Genomic DNA, 19,798 nt, shown 5'->3' with positions numbered 1-19,798 from the left:
GAACACTCAGGACTCTCCATGCCTCAGCGCACAGCCACGGCCGCGGCCGACGCGATCGTCCCCGCCGGAGCCTTCCCCTTGTCGGCGGCCCAGCGCGGCATCTGGTTCGCCCAGCACTTCGCCGGCGCGACGCCGATCTCCATCGCGCAGTACGTCGAATTCGAGGGGGCGGTCGATGTCGATTTGCTCGCTACCGCGGCCCGGCGAGCCGGACGCGAGTTCGGCACCGGCTACCTGCGCCTGCTCGAGATCGACGGCGCGCCCTACCAGATCGTCGACACCGCGCTGGACGACCGCATCGGCACCGTCGACCTGCGCGGGGAGGCCGATCCCGAGGCGGCGGCCCTGGCGTGGATGCGCGCGGAGTACTCGGCGCCGCTGGATCCGGTGACCGACCGGCTTGTCCAGGTCGCCATGCTGCGCGTCGGCGCGGACCGCTGGTTCTGGTATTCCCGGATGCACCACATCGCACTGGACGGCGTGGGCGCGTTGACGATGATGCAGCGCACCGCCGAGATCTACAACTGCGCCGCGCGAGGCGAGGAGATACCGGCCGGGCGAGCGGAGGATCTGCGCCGGGTCGTGGCGGACGATCTGGCCTACCGGGATTCGCAGCGGCTGCACAGCGACCGCGAGTACTGGCGCGACCACCTGGCCGGCATGACGCCGCCGGTGACGCTGGCCGGGCGGGAAGCGGGGGTCGACGCCCAGCCGAATCTGGTGTCGGCCGAATTGCCCCGCGCGACAGCGGAATTGCTGGAACGCGTCGCCGCCCGGGAGTCCTCGAGCGCGGCGCCGATCATCGTGGCGGCCTTCGGCGCGTATCTCGGCGCCATGACCGGAGCGGGCGAGGTGGTGCTCGGGCTGCCCGTGTCGGGGCGCACCACGGCGACGCTGCGGCGATCGGGCGGGATGATCGCCAATGTCGTTCCGCTGCGGCTGCCGCTGACACCGACCCAGACGGTCGGTGATCTCATCCGGGCCACCCAGAGCGAGTTGACCGGCGCGCTGCGGCGGCAGCGCTACCGGCAGGAGGACATCGTCCGGGATCTGGGCTGGGCGATGGACGAGGTCACCTCGTTCGGGCCCACGGTGAACCTGATGATGGTCGACAGCCGGATTCGCCTCGGCTCGGTCACCGGACGGCTGCACGTGCTCACCTCCGGTTTGATCGACGACCTGTTCGTGAACGTCTACCCGGGGATGGGCGGCGAGAGCACCCACATCGACTTCCAGGCCAATCCGAACCTCTACGATGATCGCGAATTGGCCGGTCAGCACGCACGTTTCCAGGCCTTCCTGACGCGGTTCCTCTCGGCCGGTCCGAACGCGCCGCTGGTAACGCTCGCGGTGACCTCCGAGACCGAGCGCGGCGAGCTGGCGCCCGCTCGCGGGCCGGCCGGTACGACGGTCCGCACCCTGCCCGAGATCCTGGCGACCGGGCCGCGCACTCGGCCCGGGGCCGTGGCGATCCGGTCGGGGGAGACCACGATCACCTATCGCGAACTCGACGAGCGGACCGACCGGCTGGCCCGGCTGCTCCTCGCCGCGGGCGCGGGACCCGAACGCGCGGTGGCGATCTCGATTCCACGCTCAGCGGAGTCGGTGACGGCGATGTGGGCGGTCGCCAAGACCGGGGCGGCCTTCGTTCCGATCGATCCGACCTATCCGGCCGACCGCATCGACTACATGGTCTCCGACAGCGGTGTCGTCACCGGCGTGACCACGCGGGCCGCGCGGGCCGCGCTGCCGGATCGGCTCGACTGGCTCGTCCTCGACGACCCGGCCACCGAAGCGGCTGTCCGCGAACAGGATCCGAGGTCCGTGACCGATGCCGACCGCCACGCGGCCGTGCACTCAGACCAGATCGCCTACACGATCTACACCTCCGGCTCGACCGGGCTGCCCAAGGGCGTGCAGGTCTCACATCGCGGACTGTCCAACCTGGTGGCAAGCTCCGGGTCCGCGTTCGGTGTCGACGCGAATTCCGTGGTGGCGCACGCGGTCTCGCCGAGCTTCGATATCTCGGTGGAGGAGTTGCTGGTGACCTTCGCGGCCGCGGCCACCGTCGCGGTGGTGCCGCCGCGGGCCTATGCGGGCGATGAGCTGGCCGAGGTACTGCGCGCGCAGCGCGTCACCCATCTGAATGTCACTCCGGCCGTGGTGGGTTCGCTCGATCCGGCCACGCTGCCCGAGCTGCGCACGGTCGTGGTGGGCGGCGACGCGTGCCCGGCGGATCTGGTGTCGGCGTGGGCGGGGCGCAGGGTGCTCAACGGGTACGGCCCGACCGAGACGACGGTGACGGTCACGCTCAGCGCGCCGTTGTCCCCGGACGGTCCCGTGACGATCGGTGGTCCCGTGCGCGGTGTGTCCGCGCTGGTCCTCGACCCGTGGCTGCGGCCGGTGCCGCCCGGGACGACCGGTGAGCTGTACCTGAGCGGCGATTGCCTGGCCCGCGGCTACCACGGCCGGACCGGTCTCACCGCCGCGTGTTTCGTGGCCGACCCGTACACGCCGGGCGGACGCCTGTACCGCACCGGCGACCTCGTGCGCTGGACCCGGCACGACGACCGCTGGGTGCTGGAGTACGGCGGTCGCGGAGACGCGCAGGTGAAGGTGCGCGGATTCCGGATCGAACTCGGCGAGATCGACGCGGTGCTGCAACGGCTGCCGGAGATCGACTTCGCCCTCACCCTCGGCGCCGACTCCGGCTCGGGCACGGCCCTGGTGTCCTACGTGCGCGGCCGCGACGGTGTGCCGCTGGATCCCGAGACTGTGAGAACCGCTGCGGCACAAACCCTTCCCGCGTACATGGTGCCGTCGGTGATCATGGTGCTGGACCGGGTCCCGCTGACCCCGGTCGGCAAGGTGGACCGGCGGGCGCTGCCCGCCCCGATCTTCCGGTCCCGGGCGGCGGACGGCCGCCCGCCCGAGACGGATCGGGAGCGGACGCTGGCCGCCGTGTTCGCCGACGTGCTGCGGCTGGACGCCGTCACCGCCGACGACGACTTCTTCGCGCTCGGCGGCGACAGCATCGTGGCGATCCAGCTGGTCTCGCGGGCCAGGGCGGCAGGTCTGGGCCTCACCGCCCGCGACGTGTTCGAGCGCCGCACCGTCGCCGGCCTCGCGGCCGTCGCCGCCGACGCGACGGCCCCGGCCGTATCCGAACTGCCGGGCGGTGGAATCGGGCCTCTCGCACCGACACCGATCGTGCACGCCATGCTCGACGCCGGCGCCTGGCATCGATTCGCGCAGGCGGCCCTGATCGGAGTGCCCGCCGAGGTGGACCGGGACCGGCTGACGGCGGCGGTACGGGCGCTCCTCGACCACCACGACGTGCTCCGCGGTGCGGTGCGGCAGGCCGACGGCGGCTGGGAATGGACTGTGGGCGAACGCGGCTCGGTCGATGCCGCCGCCCTCGTCGACGTGGTGCGCGCCGACACGGACGAGGACCGGGAACGCGAACTGCACAGCGCCGCAGACCGTCTCGATCCGGCCGCCGGTGTGATGGCGCGCTTCGTTCTGATGGAATCCGGCGACGCCGCGCCGACGCTGTGGGTGGTGGTGCACCATCTCGCCGTCGACGGTGTGTCGTGGCGAATCCTGCTGCCCGATCTCGCCACCGCCTGTGCCGGTGGCGGACTCGCTCCGGTCGGCACGTCGTTCCGCCGGTGGGCGCACGCACAGCGCGAGCAGGCGGATCGCCGGGCGGTCGAACTGCCGCTGTGGCAGAGCATTCTCGACACCGCGGATCCGGCGCTCGGGTCCCGCGAGTTCGACCCGGCGGTGGATGTCGTGGCCACCGAGGCGCAGCTGCGTACCCGCGTGGATGCCGCCGTCGCCGAATCGGCGCTGACCACGGTGCCACACCGATTCCATTGCGGCCCCGACGAAGTCCTGCTCACCGCACTCGCGCTGGCCGTGGGCCGGTGGCGGCAACGCGGAACGACGCTGATCACCCTCGAAGGCCACGGGCGGGAGGAGGCGATCCTGCCCGGCGCGGACGTGGCGCGCACGGTGGGCTGGTTCACCGCCGCGTACCCGGTCGGGCTGGACCTCGCCGATCTCGACATCGACGACGCGTTCACCGGCGGCGCCGCGGCGGGCGCGGCGCTCAAGACGGTCAAGGACCAACTTCGCCGCATTCCGGACCGTGGGGTCGGCTACGGAATGCTCCGCTACCTGAATCCTGTAACCGTCCAGCGGCTTTCGCAGGCCCCGGCTCCGCAGCTCAGCTTCAACTATCTCGGCCGGACCGCCATCGGCGCGGACGGCGCGGGCTCGGCCTGGCTGCCGCGCCGGTTCGACGCCACCCGGGACGAGCGGGCTCCGCTGGCCGCCGTCGTGGACATCAACGCGATGATGGACGGCGACGGACTCGACGTGACGTGGTCCTATGCCGCGCGGATCCTCGGTGCGGCCGAGGTGCGGGAACTGTCGGAGCTGTGGGCCGCGGCGCTGAGCGCCCTTGTGGCGCACGCGGAGTCCGATAGCGCGGGCGGTCACTCTCCGTCGGATTTCGGCCTCGTCGAGGTCTCCCAGGACCAGGTCGACGCCTGGGAGCGCACCTATCCGACACTGACCGATGTGTGGCCGCTGTCGCCGCTGCAACAAGGGCTGCTGTTCCACGCCCGCTACGACACCGATACCGCCGACGACTACACCGTGCAGACCCGGCTGACGCTGACCGGCCGCGTCCACGCCGACCTGCTGCGCACGGCGGCCCAGGCATTGGTGGACCGGCACGAGAACCTCCGGGTGGCCTTCGTCGAAACCGCGGACGGACCCAGGCAATTGGTGGCGGGCACGGCCGAGGTGGCATGGCACGACGTGGATCTCACCGGCACGGCGGACCCCGCCCGCGAACTCGACCGGGTGATCGGCGTCGACGCGCGTACCCGATTCGATGTGGCGCGTCCCCCGCTGGTGCGCTTCACGCTGATTCGCACCGCCGCCGCGGAGTACACGCTGCTGATCACCAATCACCATCTGGTGCTGGACGGCTGGTCGACGCCGCTGCTGGTGCAGGAATTGCTCGGCGACTACGCCGGACTGGCCGCCGGGCACACCCCGGACCGGCCCGCGCCGCCGTCATATCGGGGGTTCCTGGCCTGGCTCGCCGAGCAGGATGCCGCGACTTCCGTTGCCGCCTGGGCCGATTCGTTGGCGGGCGTGGACTCCCCCACTCGCGCGGTGCCGTCGTTGGCGGGCATCGCGTCGGCCGAATCGGGCACGGTGACAGTGGATCTGCCCGCCGACACCGTCACGCGCCTCGAGGCCACCACCCTGGCGGCGGGCGCGACCGTCAATACCGCGGTGCAGGCGGCCTGGGCGCTGGTGCTGGCCATGCTCACCGGGCGTACCGATGTCGTCTTCGGCGGCACCGTTTCCGGACGGCCGCCACAGCTGCCGGGTATCGAACAGATGGTGGGCCTGTTCATCAATACGGTGCCGGTGCGGGTGCGGCTGGATCCCGCCGAGCGGGTTACCGATCTGCTCGGCCGCATCCAGTCGGAGCAGGCCCGGCTGCTCGACCATCAGCATGTGGGGCTGGCGGCCATTCACCAGGCTGTCGGGTTGCCCGAATTGTTCGACACCCTCACGGTTTTCGAGTCGTACCCGATCGATCGGGAAACGTTGTCGCAGTCCCCGGACATCGCGGGTATGCGCATCCTCGATATCGCCGGAACCGACGCGACGCCGTATCCGTTGAATCTCATGGTGATTCCGCAGCCGGGCGGCTTGCGGATCAGCGTCAAATATCTGGCCGACCACCTCGGCGCGTCCGCCGCACAGCGAATGCTCGACCGGTTCGTGCTGCTGCTCGGCCGAATCGCCGAGCGGCCGCAGCAGCTGCTCGCCCAAGTGCAGCACTGTGACCCCGAGGAATATCGCGAGCTGCTGCCGGTGCGCGGCGCGGAACCGGCTGCGCCACGGGCGCTTCCGGACATCCTGGCGGCCGGGGCGAGCGTGAATCCCGAGGCGATCGCCGTCAGTTCCGATCACCTCACCATGACCTACGGCGAACTCGACGCGTGGTCCAACCGGTTCGCCCGGGTACTGCTGCGGCGCGGCGTCGGCCGGGAGGTCTTCGTCGTGCTGGCGCTGACCCGGTCGGTGGAGTCGGTCGTCGCCGTGTGGGCCGTCGCCAAGGCCGGCGCGGCCTTCCTGCCGCTGGACCCGAACCATCCGGTCGAGCGCATCGAGCACATTCTCACCGACTCGCGGGCGCCGATCGGGATCACGGTGTGCGCGACCGGGGAAACGCTGCCCGGCAGCATCGACTGGCTGCTGCTGGACGACCTCAACACCATCCGCCGGGTGATGACGGTCTCCGACGCACCCGTCACCGACGCCGAGCGCGGCGGCCCGATCGCGCTGGACCAGACCGCGTACCTGATCTATACCTCCGGCTCCACGGGCAAGCCGAAAGCGGTGCTGCTCAGCCATCACGGCCTGGCCAATCTGACCGCCACCCAGGCGGAGTCGCTCGCCCTCGACGCCGATTCCGTTGTCCTGCAGGTGGCTTCGCCGAGCTTCGACGCGTCGGTGCACGAGTTGCTGAAGGCGCACTCCACCGGCGCGCGCCTGGTGCTGTCTCCGCCGGAGGTGTACGGCGGCGACGCTCTCGAACGGCTGCTGCGCACCGAACGGGTCACCCACGCCGTGATCACCCCGTCGGTGCTGGCGACCATGGATCCGCGCGGTCTGGAGGATCTGCGAGTGCTCTCGGTGGCCGGGGAGGCCGCCGGGCCGGAGCTGGTCGCCGACTGGTCGGCGGGGCGGCGCATGCTGAACCTGTACGGCCCCACCGAGTTCAGCATCTGGGCGACCGGGCCGGGCGAGTTGCGGCCGGGCGAGCAGATCACCATCGGCCGCCCGATTCGCGGCGCGGCCGCCGTGGTGCTCGACACCTGGCTGCGGCCGGTTCCGGTCGGCGCCACCGGTGAGCTGTACCTGTCCGGGCCCGCGCTGGCGCGCGGCTACTTCAACCGATTCGCCCTCACCGCAACGCGTTTCGTCGCCGACCCGTTCGGACCGCCCGGAGCGCGGATGTACCGCACCGGCGACATGGTGCGGTGGGTGCCCGCCGATCGGCCCGGCGGCACCGTCGTGGAGCTGGAGTACCTGGGACGCAGCGACTTCCAGGTCAAGATCCGCGGTCTGCGTATCGAACTCGGTGAGATCGACGCGGTGCTGGGCCGGGCGGAGGGCGTCGACTATGCCGTCACCGTCGGCCGCCCCGGGCCGGGCGGCGCCACGGTGCTGGTGTCCTATGTCGTTCCCGCGGCCGGGCACGACCTCCATCCCGAGGAACTGCGGACCCGCGTCGCGGCCGCGCTGCCGGGATACATGGTGCCCGCCTATCTCGTTGTGCTGGAAGATGTTCCGCTGACTCCCGTGGGGAAGCTGGATCGCGCCGCACTGCCCGAGCCCGACTACGCCGCGGCGGAGCAGCAGTACCTGGCGCCGCGGACCGCCGTGGAACACGCGGTCGCCGACGTGTTCGCCGAGGTGCTCGGGCGTGACCGGGTCAGTATCGACCGATCGTTCTTCGAACTTGGCGGCAATTCACTCAGCGCGACGCGGGTGGTCGCGCGGGTCAACGCGACGCTCGGATCGACGGTCGCGCTGCGCGACCTGTTCGACGCGCCCACGGTCGCGCTGCTGGCGGGTCGCGTCGTGCCCACCGCCGACGGCCACGGAAAGGCCGCGCTCGCACCGCGAATCCGGCCCGACCGCGTCCCCCTGTCGCCCGCGCAGCAACGCATGTGGGTGCTCAACCGGATGGATCCGGCGTCGGCCGCCTACAACATCGCCGCCGCGCTGCGGCTGACCGGTGACCTCGACGCGGCCGCGCTCGGGCGCGCGCTCACCGCGGTCGTCGCCCGGCACGAGAGCCTGCGCACCGTGTACCCGGCCGACGACCAGGGGCCGCGGCAGGTGGTGCTGACCACCGACACGGCGACGCCGGATCTGGTCGTCGCCGATGTGGACGACGGCGCGCCCCTGCGGGCCCGGATCGCCGAACTCGCCGGGATCGGCTTCGATCTGGCCGAACAGCCGCCGCTGCGGGTCGGGGTGTTCCGCGTGGCGGGCCGGCCCGTGCACGTCGTCGTGCTGGTGGTGCATCACATCAGCGCGGACGGTGTCTCGATGGCGCCGCTGGCCGCGGACCTCATGGCGGCCTACTCCGCACAGGTACACGGGACGGCCGCGGCGCTGCCGCCGCTGCCGGTGCAGTACGCCGATTTCGCGCTCTGGCATCGCGAACTGCTCGGCGCGGCGGCGGACCCGGAGTCCTTGGCGGCCAGGCAGATTCGATACTGGATCGAGACGCTGGCCGATCTGCCCGACGTGCTGGAGTTGCCGTCCGATCGGCCGCGCCCGGCCGTGCAGTCGATGCGCAGCGCCGCCCGGCCGTTCGGCATCGACGCCGAGGTGCATCGCGCGCTGACCGAGCTGGCCGCGGGATCGGGTGTCAGCCTGTTCATGGTCGTACACGCCGCCCTCGCCGTGCTGCTCGCGCGGCTGGGCGGGACCGGGGACGTGGTGGTCGGGACGGCCGTCGCCGGGCGCGGCGCGCAGGCCCTGGACGGGCTGGTCGGCATGTTCGTCAACACGCTGGCCCTGCGGACGACGGTCGATCCGGCGCTCCCCTTCCGCCGATTCCTGGCACAGGTGCGCGAGACCGACGTGGACGCGTTCGGCCACGCCGACGTGCCGTTCGAACAGCTGGTGCAGATCCTGAATCCGGCCCGGTCCACCGCCCACCATCCGGTGTTCCAGGTGTCACTGTCGTTGCAGAACTTCCAGGAGCCGGTGCTGGAGCTGCCGGGACTGCGAGTCGAGGTGGAGCCGTTCGACCTCGACTCCTCGCCGTTCGATCTCACACTGGATCTGCGCGAACGCTTCTCGGAGTCGGCGCCGGCCGGAGTGGACGCGGTGCTGACCTTCGCCACCGACCTGTTCGACGACGCCACCGCGGCGGCGTTCGCGCACCGGTGGGAGCGGATTCTGCGGGCCGTCATCGCCGACCCGGATCGGCCGATCGCCGATATCGACCTGCTCGGCGCGGCCGAGCGAGCCGCGCTGGTCCCGCGCCGACGTCCGGGTGGGGCCGCGGCCGTGACGCTCGCGGACCTGTTCGCGGCGTCGGCGCTGGCGCATCCCGACCGACCGGCCGTGGTCAGCGGCGGGACCGCGCTCACCTATCGCGAACTCGACGGGCGGTCCAATCGTCTGGCTCGCGTCCTGCTGGACGCCGGGGCCGGTCCGGAAACCGTTGTGGCGCTGGCGCTTACCCGCGGCGTCGAGCTGCTCACCGCGGTGTGGGCGGCGGCGAAGGCGGGCGCGGCGTTCCTGCCCGTCGACCCGGCCCATCCGATCGATCGGATCGAGCACCTGCTCGCCGACTCGGGCGCGGTGCTCGGGCTCACCGTCTCCGCGCATCGCGCACTGCTTCCCGGCGGCACCCGCTGGCTGACCCTCGACGAACCGGGGCTGGTGAGATCCCTGCGCGAGAGCGCGGATCACGCGGTGCGAGTGGATGTCCGGGCCGACCATCCGGCGTGGCTCATCTACACCTCGGGGTCCACGGGGACACCGAAGGGTGTCTCGGTGACCCATCGCGGGATCGCCGAACTGGCTGCGGCACAGCGGGATTCCCTGGGCTTGGATTCTTCGGCGCGAGTCCTGCAAGTGGCATCGCCCAGCTTCGACGCGTCGGTCTTCGAGGCGCTCATGGCGTTCGGCTGCGGCGGGGCCGCCGTGGTCGCGCCGCCGGAGGTGTTCGGCGGCGTCGCGCTCGCCGAGCTGATCGCCGCCGAGCGCGTCACCCACGCGGTCATCACCCCGTCCGCGCTGGCCACCGTCGCGCCCGACGCCGTACCCGGGCTCCGGGTGCTCGCCGTGGCCGGTGAGGCGGTAAGTGCCGAGCTGGTGCAGCGCTGGTCGCCGGGCCGGACGCTGGTGAATCTGTACGGGCCGACCGAATTCACCATCTGGGCAACCGGTTCCGGGCCGTTGCGGGACGCGGCCCGGATCACCATCGGGGCGCCGATTCCCGGTGCGGGCACCGTCGTGCTGGACGACCGGCTGCGCCCGGTGCCGTTCGGGGTCGCGGGAGAGCTGTATCTGTCCGGTCCCGCGCTGGCGCGCGGGTACCACGGACGGCCGGATCTGACCGCCGCACGGTTCGTCGCCGACCCGTTCGGCCGCCCCGGCGACCGCATGTATCGCACCGGCGACCTGGTGCGCTGGACCGGGTTGGTCGCCGCACCGGAGCTGGAGTACCTCGGCCGCACCGACTTCCAGGTCAAGGTTCGCGGTCGGCGGATCGAACTCGGCGAGATCGACGCCGTGCTGAACCGCGCGCCCGGGGTCGAATTCGCCGTCACGGTAGGCGTTTCCACGCCCGCGGGGTCGATGGCCCTCGCGGCCTACGTGGTTCCAGGCATGGTAGACAGACGCACCGCAGGCGCGTCGGCCACGCCCGCGCCGATGTCGGCCGAGGCCGCCGAGAGCGTCTCGAACGGCAGCTCAGCGGTGGCTCCCGCGTTCGATGTGCGCGCGCTGCGCGACTGGGCAGCCGAACTCCTGCCCAGTTATATGGTGCCGTCCGCCTTCGTGGTCCTCGACGCCATTCCGCTCAACGCGGTCGGCAAGCTCGATCGAAAAGCACTGCCGCAGCCGGTATTCGACGATGCGGGGACCGAGTACCAGGCACCGTCCACACCGACAGAGAGCGTTCTCGCCACGCTCGTCGCCGAACTGCTGGGCCGCGAGCGGGTGGGCACGCGCGACTCGTTCTTCGCGCTCGGCGGCGACAGTATCCTCGCGATCCAGCTGGTGTCGCGCGCCCGGCTGCACGGCCTCACGCTCACGCCGCTGCAGGTGTTCGAGCATCGCACCGTGGCGGCGCTGGCCGCGCTCGCGGACGCGGCCGGGACCGCCGTCACGCTGGACGAGCTGCCCGGCGGCGGGGTCGGCGAGTTGCCGCTCACGCCGATCGTCCGGTACATGATCGAACGCGGCGGAAATTTCGACCGCTTCGCCCAGACCGCGGTGCTGGAACTGCCCGTCGGCATCGAGCGCGCTCAGCTGGTGGCGACCGTCTCCGCCGTGGTCGACCGGCACGACATGCTGCGCGCGCGGCTGGCCCGCGACGACGACGGCGAGTGGCGACTGCGCACCGCCGAACCGGGCACGGTCGACGTCGACGCGCTGCTGCACCAGATCGAATACGCGGACACCACCGACGCCATCGAGCTGCGCGAATTCGCCCGCAGCGCGGTGGATTCCGCGATGAAGCGGCTGCATCCCGCGGACGGCACAGTGCTGCAACTGATCTGGCTGGACCCCGTCGGGGATTCCGGCGTGCACCGCCGGGCCGGACGGCTGATCATCGTCGCCCACCACCTCGCGGTGGACGGGGTGTCCTGGCGCATCCTGGTGCCCGACCTGATGACCGCCTGGGCACAGGTGTCGAGCGGCGCCGCGCCGGTACTGGAGGCATCGGGCACGTCGATGCGCCGCTGGGCGCACGCGCTCGCGGACGAGGCCCAGCACGAGGACCGAGTGGCCGAACTCGACTACTGGCGCACGGTCGTCGACGGCCCCGATCCGCTGCTGGGCGATCGAGAACTGGACCCCGCCGTCGACCGCGCGGGCACCCTCCGCACCGTTGAATTCGAACTCCCCCAACAGGTCACGGCCGACCTGCTCACCACCCTGCCCGGTCTCTTCGACGGCACCGTCGAGGATGCCCTGTTCGCCACGCTCGCCCTCGCGGTGGCACGGTGGCGCGGCGCCGCGGGTCCGGACAGCGTGCTGCTGCGGCTGGAAGGCCATGGCAGGCAGGAGGAAATCGTCCCGGGCGCCGATCTGTCGCACACCGTCGGCTGGTTCACCAGCATCTATCCGGTCCGGGTCGACCTCGCCGGAATCGATGTGGACGACGCTGTAGCGGGCGGCCCGGCCATGGGCGAGGCGATCCGCGCGACACGGCGACAGCTGTCCGCGGCGCCGGACAAGGGCATCGGGTTCGCGCTGCTGCGGTACCTGAACGAGGCTGCGGCACAGCGGCTTCCGGCGCGCCTGCCCGGCCGGATCGCCGTCAACTACCTCGGCAGGTACGCGCAGTCGGATATCCCCGCCGGATTCGAGGGGCTGGGCTGGCTGCCCACCGACGAACTCGGCGACCTGCACGCCGACGAGGACCCGCAGGTTCCGGTGACCGCCGAGATCGACATCAACGCCGTCGTCCTCAGCGATCGGCTGCACGTCGGTATCCGCTATCCCGAGCAGTTGCTGGACCGCCGCGAGGTCACCGCGCTGAGCGCGCACTGGCACGAAACCCTCTCGGCCGCCTCGCACTTCGCCCACACGCCCGCGGCGCGTGAGGTGGCGGCGCGGAAACCGGCGGCGGCCCCCGCCCCGGCGGGCCTGGGGCTGGACGTGGTCCTGCCGATCCGCGCCGACGGCGACGCACCGGCGCTGTTCTGCATCCATCCCTCGTCCGGAATCGCCTGGACCTACCTCGGATTCGCCGAACAGCTGCGTCCCGGACGGCCCGTCTACGGCTTGCAGGCACCGGATCTCAGCGGCGAGCCCTCGGCGCGGTCCATCGACGAATTCGCCGAACGCTACGCCCGCGAGATCCGGCGGCTCCAGCCCGAGGGCCCGTACCACCTGCTCGGCTGGTCGTTCGGTGGCCTCATCGCGCACGCCGTCGCGGCCCGGCTGGAGCGGTCGGGCGCGCGGGTCGGCGTGGTCGCCCTGCTGGACGCCGACACCGCCGACCTCGACGGCGACAGCATCGAGAAGCTCACGCCCGGCGCGTTCGTCAACGCCTTCGGCGCGGTGTTCGGCATCGAGGACGTCCCGGCGACGGCCACCGCACACGAAGCGGCCGAGCTGATCTGCGAGCGGATGGGCGGCCTGTCCCTCGTGGACGCGGCGACGCTGGAGCGAATGGCCGCCTCCTACAACGCTTCCGCGCGCACCCGCACCGGATACCGGCGGCCGGTCCATCACGGCGACATACTGTACTTCGCCGCCACCGTGGGCACCTCCGACATTTTCGGCGCGGCCGGGTGGCGGCCCTATGTCACCGGGGCCGTCACCACCCACGAGCTCGAGGTCACCCACGACGAGATGACCGCACCGCACGTGCTCCCGACCATCGCGCGGGTGCTCGACGAACACCTGGAAGGCTGGCAGTGAACAACTCTGGCGGAGTCCTCGTCGAGGGCATCGAGAAATCATTCGGCTCCGTGGCCGCGCTGCGCGGCATCCATTTCGAGGCCGTGCCGGGCGAGGTGCTCGGCGTGCTCGGCCCCAACGGCGCGGGCAAGACCACGACGGTGAACATCCTGTCCACCCTCATCGCCCCCGACCGCGGCCGCGCGCTGGTCGCCGGGCACGACGTGGTCGCCGATCCGGCCGCGGTCCGCCGATCCGTCATGCTCACCGGTCAATTCGCCGCCCTGGACGACATGCTCACCGGCGCAGAGAATCTCGTGTTGTTCGGCAGGTTGATGGGGTTGCGCAAACGCGCGGCGCGCGCCCGTGCGGAGGAACTGCTCACGGAATTCGATCTCGCCGCGGCCGCGGGCCGGAAGGTCGGCACCTATTCCGGCGGCATGCGGCGGCGCATCGACATCGCCTGCGGGCTGGTGGTCCGCCCTGACGTGGTCTTTCTCGACGAGCCGACGACCGGCCTGGACCCGCGCAGCCGCCAGGGCGTGTGGGACCTGGTCGGGAGCTTCCGGAAGGAGGGCATCACCACGCTGCTCACCACGCAGTATCTGGAGGAGGCGGACGCGCTGTGCGACCGCATCATCGTGATCGATCACGGCGTGGTCATCGCCGAGGGCACCGCCGACGAGCTGAAGTCGCGCACCGGCGGCAGCTACTGCGAGGTGGTGCCGCTGGACCTGAACGATCTCCCGGCGATCGCGGCCGCGCTCGGCACCCTGCTGCCCGAGCCCCATCGCACTGCGCTGTCGGGTGATTCGGACCGCATCACGATTCCGGCGCCCGACGGGCACAAGACCCTGGCCGAGGCACTGCGCCGCCTCGACGGCGCGGGCGTGGAACTGGTCGACATCGCGCTGCGCAGGCCCTCGCTCGACGACGTCTTCCTGCAACTCACCGGCCACCTCGCGGACGGCGGAGGCGAGCAATGACCGTGTGGCACACCGCGACCCGGCCCGCACCGGTGACCGTTCAGCAGTGGTGGGTGCTGACCACCCGGCTGATCGCGCCCTCGATGCGGACCGGTGAGGTGCTCGGCTCGATCCTCGCGCCCGCGGCGTTCACCGCCAGCTTCTATCTGCCGCTGGATCGGGTGATGTCGTTCTCCGGCACCGGATTCAGCAGTTACGCCCAGTTCATGATGCCGATCGTGATCCTGCAGGCCGCCGCGTTCACCGCCATCGGGGCCGCCTTCCGGGCCGCCACCGACGCGGTGTCCGGACTCGACCGCCGCTTCGGCACCATGCCGATCGGACCGCTGGTTCCGGTCGCGGCGCGCATGGCGGGCAACATCTTCCGGCTGTCGATCGCGCTCGCCGCCGCGCTGGCCTGTGGCCATGTCATCGGCTTCCGCTTCCACCTCGACGCCGCGCACACCACCGGATTCGTGCTGCTCGCCCTGTTCATCGGCGTCGCCTTCACGCTCGGCGCCGATGTGATCGGCACGGTGTCGAGGAGTCCGGAGGGCACCTCCCAGGCACTGGTGCTGCCGCCGCTGATCTTCGGCATGCTGTCCACCGGACTCGCTCCGGCACAGCAGTTCCCGCACTGGGTACAGCCTTTCGTGCGCAATCAACCCGTCTCGCAGTTCGCGATCGCGCTGCGCACCCTGGCCGGGGACACCTCCGCCACCGCCGCGGTGTCCTGGGCCACGCTGGGCCCGGCGCTGCTGTGGGTCGGCGGAATGCTGGTGGCGGGCCTGTTCTTCAGCGGCCGAGTCGATCGGAGCAGAGCATGACGATCTCGATGGCGGCCGCCCGCCGCGCACCGGCCGGGCCGGAGAACGCGCCCGCGGCGTTCCTGCGGCACACCGCGATCCAGACCCAGCGGCTGCTGCTGCGCTGGACCCGCAGCCCCATCACGCTGCTGGAGACGCTGATCATCCCCTGCCTGCTGCTGTTCATGCTCGACACCGTGATCGGCGGGCAGATCGAACGGTTCTCCGGGACCAGCGCGCTGTACGGTTCGGTGCCCATGGTCGCGATCGTCGGGGCGCTGTCGGGCGCGGTCGCGGGCGGGGTGATGCTCGGCCGCGAACGCGATTCCGGTCTGCTCGCCCGCTTCTGGGTGCTGCCGGTGCACCGCGCCTCCGGGCTGGCGGCCCGCATCCTGGCCGAAGGCTGCCGGATTCTCGTGGGCACCTGCGTGGTCGTCGCGCTCGGGTTCGTCCTCGGATTCCGTTTCCAGCAGGGCTTTTTCGCGGCGCTGGGGTTCGTGCTGATCCCCGTGCTGTTCGGTCTGGCCTTCGCGACCATCGTCACCGCCATCGCCGTGTTCACAGCGAAAGCGACTCTGGTGGAAGGGATTACGATCCTGTCCTCGCTGCTGATGTTCTTCGGCACCGGGTTCGTGCCGCTGGCGGCCTACCCCCGTTGGATTCAGCCGGTGGTGCGCAATCAGCCGATGTCGGTGGCGGTGGACGCGATGAAGGCGCTGTCGCTGGGCGGGCCGCTGGCCCATCCGCTCACCCTGACCGTGCTGTGGTGCGCCGGTGCGATCGCCGTGTTCGCGGTGCCCGCGGCGATCGGGTACCGGCGCACCAGCCGGCGGTGACCGCTCAGCCGGCCGGGCTGCGGTCCCCGACCCGCGCGGGACGACGACGGTCGACCCACACCAGGATCGGCTCCGTCACGCGGGCGGCGATCGGTCCGAGCACGGCCATCAGCAGCACATAGGTGGTGGCCAGCGCCGCGAACTCGTCCGGCACCGCCCCGGCGGCGACGGCCAGTCCGGCGATGACGATGGAGAACTCGCCGTGGGCCACCAGCGCCGTACCGGCTCGGGCCCGGCCGTAGCGGGAGGCTCCGGCGCGTTTGGCCGCCCACCAGCCCGTCGCCACCTTCGTCACCACGGTGACCACGGCGAGCACGACGGCCCAGCCCAGCACCGGCGGAATACTCTTCGGATCGGTGCTCAGGCCGAACAGCACGAAGAACAGCGCGGCGAACAGGTCGCGCAGCGGTTCGAGAATCTTCGCCGCTGTATGGGCCGTGGTGTCGGAGATGGCGATCCCGAGCAGGAACGCGCCGACCGCGGCCGAGATCTGCAGCGTGGAGGCGACCCCGGCGACCAGCAGCGCCGAGCCGAGCAACTTCAGCAGGAAGATCTCGCGATCCTCGCTGTCGACGATGGCGGAGACGAACCGGCCGTATCGCAGCGCGACCACCAGCACCACGGTCACCGCCACCAGCGCGATCCCGAGCGTCTTCAGTCCGGAGACGAAACCGACCCCCGCCAGCACCGCGGTCAGCACCGGCAGGTAGCCCGCCATCACGAGATCCTCGAACACCAGGATCGACAGAATCGTGGGCGTCTCCCGGTTGCCGACCCGGCCCAGATCGTTGAGCACCTTCGCGACGATCCCCGACGAGGAGATGTAGGTGACCCCGGCCATCGCCACCGCGCCGACGAATCCCCAGCCCAGCAGCAACGCGACCAGCACACCCGGGGTCGCGTTCAACACCAGATCCACGACGCCGGCCAGCCAGGAGGCCCGCATCCCGGTCACCAGTTCGGCGGCACTGTATTCCAGCCCGAGCAGCAGCAACAGCAGGACGACCCCGATCTCGGAGGCGAGGTGGATGAACTGGTCCACCTGATGCAGTTGCACCAGCCCGCCGGTGCCGAAGACCAGGCCGCCGATGAGGTACAGCGGGATGGGCGACATCCCGATCCGCGCCGCCAGCCGGCCCAGCAGTCCGAGCCCGAAAAATACCGCGCCCAACTGCACCAGTGCGAGCGCGGTGTCCTGTTCCACCACGGGCTCAGCCGTCCGCGAGGATATCGGCGGCCGCCGTCAGGCCCGCCACGGTACCGACGATCACCAGCGCGTCCCCGGCCGCCAGCACGAACTCCGGGCCGGGCGACGGGATGGGATGCCCGGAACGCACCACCGCGACGACGGAAACCTTTGTCCGCGTACGCATCCGGGTGTCGCCCAGCGGGCGGTCGACGAACGGGGAGCCGGTTCGGATGCCCAGCTGCCGAGTGGTGACACCGTCGAGATCGCGGTGCTCTTCCTGCAATTGCGCCACCAGTTGCGGCGCGCCGAGCAGGTTGGCCAGTACCGAGGCCTCGTGCGCCGACAGGGAGATCTGATCGGTCACATCGGGGTTGCTGGGCTTGCTCACGATCAGGTCGATCGTGCCGTCTTTATGATCGATGACCCCGACCCGCCGCCGGGAAGAAGCCGACAAAAATTCCTTACGCACACCGATACCAGGTAACGGTGTCACTTCAACATTCACACATCCACCCTAATCACGACACCGCAGTTCGTCGTGCCGCTCTAGTGCGCGAATGCCGCGTGGAGGCCGAAAGTTGTTGGTATACACCGCTTTTCGCAGAATGCCCACGCAGCCTGCGGCGATACCCTTCCGCTATCGGGCAGCGCGCGCGGATCGGCCGGTGGCCAGCGCGGTGATCAGCTCCAGGCTCTGGTCGGGCGGACTGGCGTGCACGCACAATCGGTCCCAGATCGCGTGGTAGGCGTCCAGGTCGGCGCGGCGGTCGAGGAACTGCGCGCCCGTGGCGTGATGCAGGTGGACGATGTCCCCCAGGTCCTGTTCGGCGAAGCGCAGCAGCGTGAACGGGACCGAGCTGATCGCCGGACCGCCGACGTGATCGGGCACGATCTGCACGATGGCGTCACCGGCGGCCGCGATCGCGGCCACGTGGTCCAGCTGGTCCTGCCACACCCCCGTGCCGCCGAACGGCCGGCGCAGCACGGCCTCCTCGATCACCAGCCAGACCTTGGGCGCGCCCGGACGCTGCAACAGGCGCTGCCGCCGCATCAGCAGCTCGACGCGGCGCTGGATATCCGCGGTCGGACCCGGCCGGGCGATCGCGGCCACCGCGTGCGCGTAGGCCGCCGTCTGCAGCAGGTCCGGCAGCACGCCCGGCGAATACGAGCGCAGCAGCGCGGCCGCGTCCTCCAGCGCCAGGTACGTGTCCAGCCGCTGGGCCCCCAGGTCGCCGTCGACCTGCCAGCGGCCGGTGGCGTTGGCCCGCTTCGCGAGACGGAGGAAGTCGGCCCGGGTGTCGGGGTCTTCGACTCCGTACAGCGACAGCAGATCGTCGATGTCGATGGCCCGGAACCCGACCCGCCCGGCCTCCAGGCGGCTGATCTTCGAATGCGACGCGCGAATGGCCCGGCCGGCGGCCTGCCCGCTGATCCCCGCGGCCTCGCGCAACCGCCGCAGCCGCGTGCCCAGCACCAGCCGCAGCAGGGCCGGGTCCGTCCCCGGCTCGGTTCCACTCCCCGGAACCGCCGCCCGGGCGGCATTACTCTCGATCACAGGCGCCTCCTGTCGCGTCGCGGTAACGCGTCATCGAGTGTGCCACAACAGCTTAAGTGATACCTACGTACGTACGCACGTGCTTCTGCACGTGCATATGCACGGTAGAATGGAGACGCACATATCGGGACCGCGCCATGCGAGGGGGACACCCGTGACCGAGGCCATCGGCACCACCGCGGCGGCCGCGCACTCGCGCACCGGCCGCGTCGGAATACTCGACGTAACAAGGGAATACGGACTCACCGCCGTGCGCGATCGGATCGCGCAGTTGCGGGCGGCCGGGCAGCGGCACGCCGCGCTGGCCATCGAGCGCGAACTCGAACTCGCCGGTGTCCTCACCACGCCGGACGCCGCGTGAATCCGAGTACGGAAAGCGCGTAAAGCCTTGCGTGCGAAAGGAGCCCGCCGGGTAGCATGAGCCGATGACCCAGGACCGGGATGTGCTCGCCGCGATCGACATCGATACGCCCCACGCGGCACGCATCTGGAACTACTGGATGGGCGGCAGCGACAACTACCCGGCCGACCGCACCGCCGGAGACGCGGTCGCCGCGGTCTATCCGGACATCGTCCGAATGGCCCGGCTGTCGCGGGAGTTCCTGGTCCAGGTGGTGAGCTATCTCGCCGGGGAGGCGGGCATCCGCCAGTTCATCAATGTCGGCACCGGCCTGCCCACCATGCAGAACACCCACGAGGTGGCCCAGCAGCTCGCCCCCGAGTCCCGCATCGTCTACGTCGACAACGACACGCTGGTCCTCGCCCACGCCCGCGCCCTGCTGACCAACACCAGCCCACAGGGTGTGACCACGTACGTGCACGCCGACTACCACGACCCCGATCGGATTCTGGCCGAGGCGGAAAAGGTCCTCGACTTCACTCAGCCGACGGCGGTGCTGTTCATGGGCGTCCTCGGCTACGAACCCGAACTGGACACCGTCCGCGATATCGTCGCGCGCCTGATCGCCCCGACCCCCGCGGGCAGCTACCTGGTGCTGTGGGACGGCACCGACACCGGATCCGCCGTGGTCGCCGGGAGCGAACGGCTGGTCCAAGCCGGCGGCGCCCCCTACATATTGCGCAGTCCCGAGGAGCTTTCCCGCTGCTTCGCGGGGCTGGAACTGGTGGAGCCCGGCATGGTGCCGATCACCGAGTGGCGGCCGCTGCGGCACCGCATCGGCATGACCGAACCACTCGACGCCTACGGCGCCGTCGGCCGCAAGCCATAGCGCGACACGTCC

At 71.0% G+C, this 19,798-nt stretch carries 9 protein-coding genes; 6 read left to right on the top strand and 3 right to left on the bottom strand.

Annotation, left to right across the window (positions count from 1 at the left end; genetic code table 11):
- Positions 1 to 18 precede the first annotated feature (18 nt).
- From ACFMRZ_RS29070 to ACFMRZ_RS29055, 4 genes are read left to right on the top strand one after another with little or no spacing between them, the layout of a single operon-like run.
- Positions 19 to 13,227: an amino acid adenylation domain-containing protein gene (locus ACFMRZ_RS29070; protein ID WP_400181507.1), complete on the top strand. Its 13,209-nt coding sequence runs from the start codon at positions 19 to 21 to the stop codon at positions 13,225 to 13,227.
- Positions 13,224 to 14,192, top strand: a complete 969-nt coding sequence (locus tag ACFMRZ_RS29065) for an ATP-binding cassette domain-containing protein (RefSeq protein WP_280277092.1) — start codon at positions 13,224 to 13,226, stop codon at positions 14,190 to 14,192. The genes ACFMRZ_RS29070 and ACFMRZ_RS29065 overlap by 4 nt, the downstream gene beginning before the upstream one ends.
- On the top strand, positions 14,189 to 14,998 hold the full coding sequence (locus ACFMRZ_RS29060) for an antibiotic transporter (RefSeq protein ID WP_400181506.1): 810 nt from the start codon (positions 14,189 to 14,191) through the stop codon (positions 14,996 to 14,998). The genes ACFMRZ_RS29065 and ACFMRZ_RS29060 overlap by 4 nt, the downstream gene beginning before the upstream one ends.
- Entirely contained in the window at positions 14,995 to 15,813 is an 819-nt protein-coding gene (locus tag ACFMRZ_RS29055; protein ID WP_400181505.1) for an ABC transporter permease, read from the top strand. The genes ACFMRZ_RS29060 and ACFMRZ_RS29055 overlap by 4 nt, the downstream gene beginning before the upstream one ends.
- A gap of 4 nt (positions 15,814 to 15,817) precedes the next feature.
- Here the strand turns inward: ACFMRZ_RS29055 and ACFMRZ_RS29050 are convergent, their stop codons facing one another.
- The 3 genes from ACFMRZ_RS29050 to ACFMRZ_RS29040 form a co-directional block, all read right to left on the bottom strand.
- Complete coding sequence (locus ACFMRZ_RS29050) at positions 15,818 to 17,020, bottom strand: cation:proton antiporter (RefSeq protein ID WP_280271006.1); 1,203 nt, start codon at positions 17,018 to 17,020, stop codon at positions 15,818 to 15,820.
- A 4-nt stretch (positions 17,021 to 17,024) separates the two neighbouring features.
- The gene (locus ACFMRZ_RS29045) at positions 17,025 to 17,507 is read right to left on the bottom strand and encodes a cation:proton antiporter regulatory subunit (RefSeq protein WP_280271005.1); all 483 of its coding nucleotides are present in this window, start codon (positions 17,505 to 17,507) and stop codon (positions 17,025 to 17,027) included.
- Between the two features lie 132 nt (positions 17,508 to 17,639).
- Positions 17,640 to 18,557: a helix-turn-helix domain-containing protein gene (locus tag ACFMRZ_RS29040; protein WP_400181504.1), complete on the bottom strand. Its 918-nt coding sequence runs from the start codon at positions 18,555 to 18,557 to the stop codon at positions 17,640 to 17,642.
- A 154-nt stretch (positions 18,558 to 18,711) separates the two neighbouring features.
- Between ACFMRZ_RS29040 and ACFMRZ_RS29035 the strand changes: the two genes are divergently transcribed.
- Positions 18,712 to 18,918, top strand: coding sequence for a hypothetical protein (locus ACFMRZ_RS29035; protein ID WP_280371455.1), 207 nt, complete (start codon positions 18,712 to 18,714; stop codon positions 18,916 to 18,918).
- 64 nt (positions 18,919 to 18,982) lie between these two features.
- The gene (locus ACFMRZ_RS29030) at positions 18,983 to 19,786 is read left to right on the top strand and encodes an SAM-dependent methyltransferase (RefSeq protein ID WP_400181503.1); all 804 of its coding nucleotides are present in this window, start codon (positions 18,983 to 18,985) and stop codon (positions 19,784 to 19,786) included.
- Positions 19,787 to 19,798 lie beyond the last annotated feature (12 nt).

It is taken from the genome of Nocardia sp. N2S4-5 (assembly GCF_044628355.1).
Classification (GTDB): Bacteria; Actinomycetota; Actinomycetes; order Mycobacteriales; family Mycobacteriaceae; genus Nocardia; species Nocardia wallacei_B.
This window is presented reverse-complemented; position numbering and strand designations above follow the sequence as displayed.